Raw genomic sequence first — 11,915 nt, 5'->3', positions numbered from 1 at the left:
GCTCACGCCACCGGGGCGCGCAGATCTCCGAGTACCAGCACTGCCTCGGCCGCTCCCGGATTGCCGGGTGCGGCATCGTCGGCGATCAGCGCCCGCAGATCACCGAGCTCGGCGGTATCGAGCGCCTCGATCCCCACCCGGTCACCGAACAAGTGGGTCACCCACTCCTCGGCCAGTGACGCCGACAATCCGTTGGCTACCCCGGTGTCCGCGACGCCGGGCACCAGCACCATCGATGCGCCCGCAACGCCCGCGGCCACCGGCTCGACCAGAGCAGTGAAGCTGTCGGCCGAGCCGTAGCCGAAGGTGCGGGCTTCGAAGGTCAGGTCGGTGCCGGCGCGCACCTGCGCACCCGCCGTGGCGAGTTCGTCGTAACTGCGGGTGCCGTCGGCGCCGACGAAGGCCGGGTCACCGCCGCGCAGGGCTCGGGTCCGGTCGGCGTAGGTGACCGGACGCGCCGACTGAGTGGACAGTTCGGTCTTGATCGCCGGGTCGTCGAGCGAGATCCAGTCGACACCGCGAGGTTCGCCGACGGTGATACCCAGTTTCGCGGCGGGTTCGGCAGGCGACTCGGTGCCGGTCACCGGGACCACGGCCGCGCCTGCCTTGAGGATCGCCCAGACCGCGACGGCCCAGTCGACGCCACGCGGAAGATCAACGGCCACACCGTCTCCTGGCCCGAAGCCGCGCCCGATCAGCAGGCGGGCCAGGCGGGCGGAGCGGGCGTCGAGCTGCTCGAAGGTCAGCGCGTCGTCACCCCAGACGAGCGCGGGGCCGTCGGGGTCGTCCTCGGCGGCGGCGGTGAAAGCCTGCGCCAGAGTGGTGCCGCCCGACGGGGTGCTCGGCGCGGGCGCCTTGGCCGCGCCGGCGAGCAGCCGGGTGCGTTCGGACTCGTCGAGGATGTCGATGTCGCCGATACGGATCTGCGGGTCGGCGGCGACGGCGGTCAGGATGCGGGCGAAGCGGGCGCCGATGCTGCGCACGGTGGCCTCGTCGAACAGGTCGGTGGCGTAGTTGAACAGCGTGACCAGCTCGTCGGGGTCACCGGCGGCGGTGAAGCGCGGTTCGACGTCCACCTGCAGGTCGAACTTGGCGGCGATCGCGGTGTCCAGCGCGTTCACGGTGAGGCCGGGCAGTTCGAGCGCGGCCGCCTCGTTGTTGCTGAAGGTGAGCGCCACCTGGAACAGCGGGCTCTGCGCACTGCCCCGGCCCGGTGCGACGACCTCGGCGACCCGCTCGAACGGCAGGTCGGCATTGGCGAACGCGCCGAGGTCGGTCTCCCGCGCCACGTCCACGGCCTCGTCGAAGGAACCGGCCGGATCGAGAACGGTGCGCAGGGTCAAGGTGTTGACGAACATGCCGACCAGCTCGTCGAGCGCCCGCTCACCGCGCCCGGCGACAGCGGTGCCGATGGCGATGTCGGAGGTGCCCGACAAGCGGCCGAGCAGCACGGCCAGCGCCGCGTGCACGACCATGAACAGCGACGACTTGTGCTCGCGTGCCAAGTGATTGAGGGCGGCGTGCACCTCGGCCGGCAACCGCAGCTCGGACGTGGCGCCGCGCAGGGTCGGTACCGAGGGCCGCGGGCGGTCCTGCGGCAGCTCCAGCAGCGGTGGCACGTCGGCCAGCTGGGTGCGCCAGTAGTCGAGCTGGGCGGCGGCCAGGGATTCCGGCTGCTCGTCGTCGCCGACGACCGCCCGCTGCCACAGCGCGAAGTCCGCGTACTGCACTTCCAGCGGCGTCCACGCCGGGCTCTGGTGCGCGGCACGCGCCACGTAAGCGGTCATCAGATCGCGAGCGAGCGGGGCCAAGGACGCACCGTCGGCCGAAATATGGTGCACCACGACAACAAGCAGCCACTCGGCCGAAGTCCCGTCGGTGAGCAACCGCGCACGCAGCGGAACCTCACGCGTCACATCGAACCCAGCACCGGCCAATTCGCCTGCACGAGTGAGGATATCGGTGGTCGTCTCGACCTGGAGCCCCTCGGGCAGCACATCGGCCACGGAGAGGATCTCCTGGAAGGGACTGCCGTCGAACACCGGGAAGAAGGTGCGCAGCGACTCGTGTCTGCCGAGCACGTCGGTGACAGCGGCGCCGAGCGCGGCGATGTCGAGCTCGCCGGTGAGGCGGATCGCGAAGGGGATGTTGTAGGAGCCCGAGGCGGGGTCGACCTGGTTGACCACCCACATGCGCTGCTGAGCCAGCGACAGCGGAATGCGCTGCGGCCGTTCGGCGGCGACCAGCGGCGGGCGGGCGGCGGCACCGCTCGCACCACCGACGCGCGCGGCCAGAGCCGACACGGTGGGCGTCTCGAACAGGTCGCGAATGGCCAGGTGGGCGCCGAGCGCCTCGTTGATGCGGGCGATCGCCCGGGTGGCGAGCAGCGAGTTGCCGCCGAGCGCGAAGTAGTCGTCGTCGGCGCCGACGCGGGCCATGCCGAGCAGTTCCGCGAAGACCCCGGCGACGATCTCCTCGGCGGGACTGGTGGGAGCGCGGAATTCGCCGGCGGTGAACGCGGGGGCGGGCAGCGCCTTGCGGTCGAGCTTGCCGCTCGGATTCAGCGGGAAGCCGTCCAGCACCGTGACGACGGTCGGAACCATGTAGGTGGGCAGCGAGTCCGCCACGGCCGTACGCAGCGCCGCGGGGTCGGGCTCCTCGCCGGGCCGCGCCACCACATACGCCACCAGGTGCTGGCCGGACGCGGTGTCGAGTACCAGGGCCACGGCCTGGCTGATCGCCTCCTGTGCGAGCAGGGCGGTCTCGATCTCACCGAGCTCGATGCGCTGACCGCGGAACTTCACCTGGAAGTCGGTGCGGCCCAGGTATTCCAGCGCGGGCTCGGCCGAGGATCCACCCCAGCGGACGAGGTCGCCGGAGCGATACATCCGCGCGCCGGGCTCGAAGGGGTTGGCCACGAACCGATCCGCGGTCAGACCGGGACGGGCGACATAGCCGCGCGCGAGCTGATCACCGGCGAGGTACAGCTCGCCGACCACTCCGGCGGGCACCGCGCGCAGGCGTGAATCCAGCACGTAGACGCGGGTGTTCCACTCCGGCACGCCCATCGGCACCGAACCGCGATCGGCATCGCTCGCGGGCCATCGCGTCACGGTGACAGCAGCCTCGGTGGGCCCGTACAGGTTGTGCACTGCCGCCGAGGACACGCGGGCCACGTCGGCCACGGTCTCGGTGGGCAGCGCCTCACCGGCGGCGAACACCGCCCGCAGACTGGGAATGGCACCGGCGGTGGTGTGCGCGGCGAAGACCGACAGCATCGACGGCACGAAGTCGGTGAGCGTCACGCCCTGCGCCGCGATCGTTTCGGCGAGATACAGCGGGTCGCGATGTCCGTCGTGGGTCGACACGACCAGCTTCGCGCCGGTCCGCAGCGGCAGGAAGTAGCCCCACAGCGACACGTCGAATGTGGCGGGCGTCTTCTGCAGATACACATCCGACGGGCCGATCCCGTACTCGGCGCCCATGTAGACCATCTGGTTGACGATCGCCGCGTGCGACACCGCCACACCCTTGGGGCGCCCGGTGGAACCGGAGGTGAAGATGACATAGGCCGGGTTCTCGGGCCGGACCGGCCGAGCCAGCTCGACAGGGGCAGCCGAGAACTCCTCGAGCGCAACGGAATCCACCAGGATCACCGGCACACCCGCGGGCACCTCGATCGCATCCGCGGTGGTGCTCAGCACCGCGGCGGGCGCGGCGGTGTCGAGAATGTGGGCGATGCGATCGGCCGGATGGTCCGGGTCGATCGGCACATACGCACCGCCGGCGGTCACGATCGCGTACATCCCGACCACCAGATCGAGCGAGCGCCGAACGGCGAGGCCGACCAGGGATTCGGGACCGACACCGTGGGTCACCAGCAACCGGGCGAGGCGGTTGACCCGCTCGTCGAACTCCCGATAGGTCAGCTCGGCGCCCTCGTACGCGACAGCGACAGCGTCGGGGTGCGCGGCCACCGCACGTCGATAGCCGTCGAGCAACAATTCCGGCGCGAGGTCATGGCCAGTGTCGTTCCACTGCACCAGGATCCGGTCCAGCTCGGCGGGCTCCATGAGCTCGATCGCACCGAGCGGCTCGGCGGGCGCGGCGACGATCGCGGCCAGCAATCGCTGGAACCGATCGGCGAACCCGGCGACGGTCTCGGCGTCGAACAGATCGGTGGCGTAGGTGAGCCCGACCGCGATGCCGTGCGGCGCACCGTGGCGATCGGTGTCCTCCACCATCTCGAACTGCAGGTCGAACTTGGCGAACGGAATGGTCATCTCGACGCCCGCGACGGTCAGACCGGGCAGCTCCAGTGCCGTGCGCGCCATGTTCTGGAAGGCGAGCATCACCTGGAACAGCGGGTGCCGCGCGGTCGAACGGGCCGGGTCGAGCAGCTCGACCAATCGCTCGAACGGCACATCGGCGTGACCGAAGGCCGCGACGTCGACCGCGCGGGTCGAGGCGAGCAGTTCTTCGAAGCTGTCCGCCGGGTCGACCTCGGTACGCAGCACCAGGGTATTGACGAACATGCCGATCAGGTCGTCGAGGGCGGCGTCACCACGACCCGCGACGGGGGTGCCGATGGCGATGTCGCTGCTGCCCGACAGCCGGGCCAGCAGTGCCGACAGCGCGGCGTGCACCACCATGAACAACGTCGAATTGTTGGCGCGCGCGATCTGATCCAGCCCGGCATGGACCTCGGCCGGGATGCGGAAGTCCAGGCTCGCACCCCGGTAGGAGGCGGTGGCGGGCCGCGGCCGGTCGGTGGGCAGCTCGAGCTGGTCGGGCACACCGGCGAGCTGGGTGCGCCAGAAGTCGATCTGCTGGGTCAGGATCGACTCCGGGTCGTCCTCGGTCCCGAGCACGGCCCGCTGCCAGAGCGTGAAATCGGCGTACTGGACGGCCAATTCGGGCCAGCCCGGCGCGTTACCCGCGCTGCGCTGAACGTAGGCGGTCATCAGGTCGCGGGTGAGCGGGCCCATCGACACACCGTCACCGGCGATGTGGTGCATCACGCAGACCAGTACGTGCTCGGTCGCGCTCAGTCGCAGCAACCGCAGGCGCAGCGGCGGAGCCACGGTGACATCGAAGCCCGCGCTGACGGTCTCGGTGACCAGGGCCGCGATCGCGTCCTCGCCTGCCTCGCCGGCCGCCAGAGCGGGCACGGCGCGCGGGTCCGACAGCGGCAGCACCAGCTGCGTGCCGACCCCGTCGACCGGCGGATACATCGTGCGCAGCACCTCGTGGCGGGCCACCAGGTCGGTGACCGCGACACGCAACGCGTCGACATCGAGCGCGCCCGACAGGCGCACCGCGATCGGCATGTTGTTCACAGCGCTGGCCGGATCGAACTGGTTGAGGAACCACATCCGCTGCTGGGCGAACGACAGCGGGATCGAGTCGGGGCGCTGCTGCGCGACCAGCTCCTGGCCGGAACCGGTGCCGATATGACGTTCGACGCGTTCGGCCAGCCCCGAGACCGTGCTGACCTCGAACAGCACCTGCACCGGAATCCTGGTGTCGAGCGCGGCGCCGATGCGCGTGGCGGCCTGCGCGGCCAGCAGCGAGTTGCCGCCGAGCTCGAAGAAGTCGTCGTCGGCACCGACCCGGATCTCGTCCGGCGCACCGGCGGTGAGCAGCTCGGCGAAGATGTCGGCCACCACCTGCTGCACCGGAGTCACCGGCGCGCGGAATTCACGCACCGCGAAAACGGGCTCTGGCAACGCCTTTCGGTCCAGCTTGCCCACCGGCGTCAGCGGGATCCGGTCCAGCACCATGATCGCGGCCGGAATCATGTAGCCGGGCAACGATTTCGCGAGGAACGCGTCGAGCGCGGCCACCTCGACCGTGGCGCCGGAGCGGGGCATCACATACGAAACCAGAGCTGTCACACCGGAAGGCAGCGTCTTGCCGAGCGTGGCCGCGAAGTCGATGTCGGGGTGCGCGGTGAGTGCGTTGTCGATCTCACCGAGCTCGATCCGGAAACCGCGGATCTTCACCTGGAAGTCCGAGCGCCCCATGTATTCGATGACGCCGTCACCGGATTCGCTGCGCCGCACCAGGTCTCCGGTGCGGTACAGGCGCGCGTTCGCGTCACCGGATTCGGCGCCGAACGGGCTGGCGACGAAACGTTCCGCGGTCAGCGCGGGGCGGTTCAGGTAACCCTGCGCCAGCGCGGGACCCGACAGATACAGCTCGCCGATCACACCCGCGGGCACCGGCCGCAGCCGCGAATCCAGCACGAAGGCACCGACACCGGCGATCGCGGCACCGATCGTCACCGGCGCGGCCGGATCCATCGGCGCGGTACTGGTGGCCAGGATGGTGGCCTCGGTGGGGCCGTAACCGTTGTAGAACTCACGCTCGCCCACGGCCCAGCGGCCGACCAGTTCCGGACCGAACTTGTCACCGGCGACGACCACTACGCGCAGGTCGTCCAGGTCCGCCGAATCCACCGATTCCAGCGCGCCCGGAGTGATGAGCATGTGCGAAACCTGTTCGCGACGCAGCAGTTCCGCGAGCTCGAAACCACCGAACACACCGGGCGGCGCGATCACCAGGGTGGCGCCCGCGGAGAAGGTGAGCAGCAGTTCGAGCACCGACACGTCGAAGTTCGGCGAACACACGTGCAGCACGCGCGAGTCGGCGGCGACGCGGTAGTGCGCGCGCTCGGCGGCGACCAGACCGGCCAGACCGGTGTGGGTCACCACGACGCCCTTGGGCTTACCGGTGGAGCCCGAGGTGTAGATCACGTAGGCCGGGTGCCGCTCGTCGAGGGTGCGGATCCGGTCGGTGTAGGAGATCGGGTGCGCGGGCTGGGCCGCGATCGTGGTGGCCGTCTCGGCGTCGTCGAGCTCGAGCCAGGTCAGCGCCGTACCGAGCACGTCGCGGTGCGCGGCGGTGGTGAGTCCGAGCACCGCGCCGGAGTCGGACACGATGTGCGCGATGCGGTCGGCCGGGTAGTTGGGGTCCACCGGGACGTAGGCGGCGCCGGTCTTGGCGATCGCCCACACCGCGAGCACGGAGTCGATCGACCGGGCGATGCCGATGGCGACGACGTCGCCGGGGCCGATGCCACGAGCGATGAGCGTGCGAGCCAGCTGCGAGGACCGCTGATCGAACTCGGAGTAGGTGAGCTGACGCTGGTCGGCCGGGTCACCGGACGGGTTGAACCGGACCGCGACCCGATCGGCGGCCGATTCGACCGCTCCCGTCAGCAACTGCCCGAATGTCGGACTGCTCGACCGGCGACGGCGATTACCGCGGGCAGAACGACGGGCAGTTTCCATTCGAGTTCATTCACCTCTCATCGCGTCTGCACGTGCGGCTGCCCCGCACCGTGCAGATCGAGTCATCATATAGACCGGTCACACAATGTCCGAGTCAGCGTGCCCCCGGTGCTCGGGGCCCAGAGGACTATCGGCCCGGCCCTGGAACGTGTTGCCCCCACGAACGGCAAAGTGACGGGGCTCATAAGAACCACCGTCACTCGCTAACGCTGTCAAAGCACACCGCGTACACCGACCCTTAGGGAGGGGCGCGCCAGCGCTCCAGAAACTCAGTGCGCGGAAGGGCCCCATTCCAGCGGCACGCCCTTGGAAGCGAGATACGGAATCGGGTCCATCTTGGCGCCGCCCTGATCCCAGATCTCGAGGTGCAGGTGCGGGCCGGTGGACTGGCCACGGTTGCCGACGGTCGCGATGACCTGGCCCGCGTTGACCCGCTGGCCTTCGCTGACCAGCATTTCGTTGACGTGGCCGTAGACGCCGGTGGTGCCGTCGTCGTGCAGCACCCGCACCCACAGGCCGAAGCCCGACGCCGGGCCCGCCTCGATGACGGTGCCGTTGGACACGGACTTGATCGGAGCGCCGATCGAGTCGGCGAAGTCGAGGCCGTAGTGCATGGCACCCCAGCGCGAGCCGAAGCCGGAGCTGATCGGGCCCGCGACCGGTCGGGTGGCCTGCGGCGGCGCGACCTGGTGCTGGATGCCCTGGAGGATGTCCTCGACCTGCGACAGCGGGCCGGAGATCTCGGGGGGCAGGTTGCCGATTCCGAAGGGCGCGGCCACGGGGGCGGCGATCGGCGCGGCGACCGCGGTCACCGGCGCGGGGGTCTCGACGTGCGCGGCGACTTCCTGCGCGGCGACGAGGTCGACATCCTGGCGGGCCGACTCGGGAACGACCGATTCCTCGACGCTGTCGTCGTGGGTCGGCAGCAGCGGCGCGGCGAAGGCGAGGGCAGGGGCGATCTGAGCGGTGACGCCGACCAACGCGCCCGCGGCGACCGCGGCGCTGGCGGCGACCCGGACACGATCGGAACGCGACGCCTCAGCGCGGTGCCTGCTCCTGCTCGGGCTCCGGCCATCCGCGTGCGCAAGCAGGGCCTGCACGGAGATGGATTCGGGACCCACACGGTGCTGCGACAAGATCTCGTCCTAGCGTCCGACAACAAGGAAACGAAACCGGTCTGCGACCGGCCCGGAGACCACCTGGGTGTTCTCCGATGCCGAACTATGTGTAACGGTTCGGCATACGTTGTGACGCGAACTCTACTCGGCCGTGACCATTCCGCAACCTTCTGTCATGAATTCGCAGGTAGATGACGTGCCGCACAGTAACGATCACAGTGTCCGATCCACCACACGCGCTGTCACCGGGCCTGAACACGGTCCCGACCGACCAGACTCGACACATGGTGATCGAGACCTTGACCGTCCCCATCGTCGCCGCGCCCATGGCGGGCGGCCCGTCCACACCCGAGTTGGTGGTCGCCGTCGCGGCCGCGGGCGGGTTCGGCCAGCTCGCCGCCGGATACCTCGGCACCGAGGCGGTGGCAGCGCAGATCGAGGCGACGAGAGCCGCCACCACGGCGCCGTTCGGGGTGAACCTGTTCGCGCCCGGCGTGGTGGCCGATCCAGCCGGCTACGCCACCTACCTCGCCGAACTCGGCGCCGAGTTCCCGATCGGCACCCCTGAGCACGACACCGACGGATGGGACGACAAGCTCGATCTGCTGGTGGCCGATCCGGTCGCCGTGGTCTCGACGACCTTCGGCTGCCCCAGCGCGGTGGAGGTGGACCGGCTGCACGCGGTCGGCTCGGAGGTGTGGGTCACGGTCACCTCCCCCGCCGAGGCACTGATCGCCGTCGAGGCGGGGGCCGACGTATTGATCGCCCAGGGCGCCGAGGCCGGCGGGCACCGCGCGAGCTTCCTCGACGATCCCGCCGACGACCCGATCGACCCACCCGGTCTGCTGACCCTGATTCAGCTGCTCACCGCCGTCACCTCCCGCCCGCTCGTCGCGGCGGGCGGGATCGCCACCGGCGCCGGCGTGGCCGGGGTGCTGGCGGCCGGTGCGGCGGCGGCGCAGATCGGCACCGCGCTGCTGCGCTGCCCGGAAGCCGGCACCAACGCCGTGCATCGTGGTGCGATCGGGACGCCGGAACCGACGATGCTCACGCGCGCGTTCACCGGACGTCGCGCTCGCGGGATCCGCAACCGTTTCCTCGTCGACCACACCGCCGACGCGCCGGCCGCCTACCCCGAAATCCATTACGCCACCGCCCCCTTGCGGGCCGCCGCGCGGGCGGGCGGCAACACCGACGAAGTGAATCTGTGGGCGGGGCAAGCGCACTCGCTGAGCACCGGGCAACCGGCAAGCGAACTGGTCACCGACCTCGCCACCGACGCGAAAAGCGCACTCCGGAAAGCACTTTCGGAACGAATCCAGGGTTATTGACAACGGATTTCGTTTAGACTCGGACCTGGCATCGCGTCCCGCCGACCACCCCCAAGCAGGAGGAGAGCCATGTCCCTCGATGTTCCCGCCGCATTACTCGAACGCGCAGAACAAGGCAATATCGACGACGCCGAATTCGTCGAATGTGTCCGTACCTCACTGCCTTACGCGTGGGAGGTGGTGAGCCGGGTGGCCGAAGACCTGCGCACCGGCACCGACGAATACGCCGACAACCGGATCCCGCCGCCGGACGAGGTGGCGCGCGGGCAGCTGCTGCGCGCCCTGGCCTCCGACGCCATCCGCGGCGGCCTGGAACGGCATTTCGGTGTGAAGCTGGCCTTCCAGAACTGCCATCGGGTCGCGGCGTTCCCGCTGTCGGCCGTCGGCGGGGAGACCTACACCACCTACATCAGCCCGCGTGCTCAGCTCTTGAACCAGAGCCCCGAGCTGCGCAACTGCTGATCGACGAAAAAGGCGGGCGTGGAAGCGATTCCACGCCCGCCTTGTCGTTCGTCTACACCGTGACGACGTCCAGCTCGCCCTCGGCGTACTGGGCGCGCAGGCGCTTCTTGTCGAACTTACCGACGCTGGTCTTCGGCACCTCGGCGATGAAGGTCCAGCGCTCGGGCAGCTGCCACTTGGCGAACTTGTCGGCCAGGTAGTCGCGCAGCTCGCCCGCCTCGGCGGCAGCGCCCTCGGCCAGCACGATGGCGACCAGCGGGCGCTCGTCCCACTTCTCGTCGGGCACACCGATGACCGCGGCCTCGGCGACGGCCGCGTGGCCCATCACCGCGTTCTCCAGATCCACCGAGGAGATCCACTCACCGCCGGACTTGATGACGTCCTTGGAGCGGTCCACCAGGGTGAGGTAGCCGTTGGCGCTGATCTTGCCGACGTCACCGGTACGCAGCCAGCCGTCGTCGAACTTGTCCGGGTCGATCTCCGCGCCGGTGGGCGAGTAGTAGGAGCCGGTGATCCACGCGCCGCGGACCTCGAGCTCGCCGAGCGACTCACCGTCGTTCGGGACGACCTTGCCGTCGTCGCCGACCAGCCGGGCCTCGACGTTGGCCGGGAAGCGACCCTGCGTGTAGCGGTACTCCCAGGCATCGTCATCGCTGACGCCCGCGGGCGCGTGCGCGACGCTGCCCAGCGGGGAGGTCTCGGTCATGCCCCACGCGTGCAGGATGCGCACGCCGTGCTTCTCCTCGAACGCGCGCATCATCGCGGGCGGTACCGCGGAGCCACCGACGACCGCGGTACGCAGGTGCGAGATGTCCTGCGGCGCGGCGGCCAGCGCGGCCAGCACGCCGCCCCAGATGGTGGGCACCGCGGCGGCGAAGGTCGGCTTCTCGGCCGCCATCATCTCCAGCAGCGGGCCGGGCTGCAGGAAGCGGTCCGGCATCAGGACGTTGGCGCCCGACATCAGTGCCGCGTACGGCAGGCCCCAGGCGTTGGCGTGGAACAGCGGCACGATCGCCAGCACGTAGTCCGAGCCCTGGAAACCCATGCCGTTGGGCGAGTTCACCTGCATCGCGTGCAGCCAGTTGGAGCGGTGCGAGTAGACGACGCCCTTCGGGTCGCCGGTGGTGCCGGAGGTGTAACACATCGCCGCGGCGGACCGTTCGTCGACGACCGGGAAGTCGAAGTCGGTGGACTGGGCATCGAGCAGCTCGCGGTAGGAGTGCACGGTGACGCCCTCGGGCGCGGTGAGCGCGGACGGATCGCCGTTGACGACGATCACGTGCTGCACGGTCTTCAGGCTCGGTAGGTACTGCGCGAACAGCGGCACCAGCGTGCCGTCGACGAGCACGACCTTGTCCTCGGCGTGGTTGGCGACGAAGACCAACTGCTCGGGGAACAGCCGGATGTTGAGCGCGTGCAGCACCGAGCCCATCGCGGGCACCGCGATGTAAGCGACCATGTGCTCGTTGTTGTTCCACATGAAGGTGCCGACGCGGTCACCCTCTTCGATGCCGAGACCCCGCAGCGCGTTGGCCAGCCGGGCCGAATCGGCGCCGAGCTCACGGTAGGTCATGGTGCGAACACCGTCACCGGTCCATGTGGACACAGTCGAATCGCCCTGGAAAGTTGCGGCATAGTTGAGCAGTTTGGCCAGCGAGAGCTGGTCGTCCTGCATGGTGCTCAGCATCGGTGCTCCTTCAAGTCCCTGC

General features: G+C 69.7%; 5 protein-coding genes. 2 read left to right on the top strand and 3 right to left on the bottom strand.

The window, feature by feature from the left end; all coding sequences use genetic code 11:
* Positions 1-2 precede the first annotated feature (2 nt).
* Together ACFULV_RS14350 and ACFULV_RS14345 are read right to left on the bottom strand one after the other, a co-directional pair.
* On the bottom strand, positions 3-7,295 hold the full coding sequence (locus tag ACFULV_RS14350) for an amino acid adenylation domain-containing protein (protein ID WP_378656555.1): 7,293 nt from the start codon (positions 7,293-7,295) through the stop codon (positions 3-5).
* Between the two features lie 269 nt (positions 7,296-7,564).
* A complete protein-coding gene (locus ACFULV_RS14345; protein WP_378632128.1) occupies positions 7,565-8,431 on the bottom strand; it encodes a M23 family metallopeptidase in 867 nt (288 codons plus the stop codon).
* 266 nt (positions 8,432-8,697) lie between these two features.
* On the opposite strand from ACFULV_RS14345, the gene ACFULV_RS14340 reads away from it, so the two are divergent.
* Positions 8,698-9,744, top strand: a complete 1,047-nt coding sequence (locus ACFULV_RS14340) for an NAD(P)H-dependent flavin oxidoreductase (RefSeq protein WP_378656552.1) — start codon at positions 8,698-8,700, stop codon at positions 9,742-9,744.
* 69 nt (positions 9,745-9,813) lie between these two features.
* Complete coding sequence (locus ACFULV_RS14335) at positions 9,814-10,206, top strand: SCO5389 family protein (protein ID WP_378632123.1); 393 nt, start codon at positions 9,814-9,816, stop codon at positions 10,204-10,206.
* A 52-nt stretch (positions 10,207-10,258) separates the two neighbouring features.
* Here the strand turns inward: ACFULV_RS14335 and ACFULV_RS14330 are convergent, their stop codons facing one another.
* The gene (locus tag ACFULV_RS14330; RefSeq protein WP_378656549.1) at positions 10,259-11,893 is read right to left on the bottom strand and encodes a long-chain fatty acid--CoA ligase; all 1,635 of its coding nucleotides are present in this window, start codon (positions 11,891-11,893) and stop codon (positions 10,259-10,261) included.
* Between the last annotated feature and the right edge of the window lie 22 nt (positions 11,894-11,915).

The sequence above is a fragment of the Nocardia sp. NPDC057272 genome (genome assembly GCF_042668615.1).
GTDB lineage: Bacteria > Actinomycetota > Actinomycetes > Mycobacteriales > Mycobacteriaceae > Nocardia.
This window is presented reverse-complemented; position numbering and strand designations above follow the sequence as displayed.

Coding starts and splice junctions, on each gene's coding strand:
- ACFULV_RS14350 (WP_378656555.1), bottom strand. CDS start 7,295: ATGGAAACTGCCCGTCGTTCTGCCCGCGGTAATCGCCGTCGCCGGTCG.
- ACFULV_RS14340 (WP_378656552.1), top strand. CDS start 8,698: ATGGTGATCGAGACCTTGACCGTCCCCATCGTCGCCGCGCCCATGGCG.
- ACFULV_RS14335 (WP_378632123.1), top strand. CDS start 9,814: ATGTCCCTCGATGTTCCCGCCGCATTACTCGAACGCGCAGAACAAGGC.
- ACFULV_RS14330 (WP_378656549.1), bottom strand. CDS start 11,893: ATGCTGAGCACCATGCAGGACGACCAGCTCTCGCTGGCCAAACTGCTC.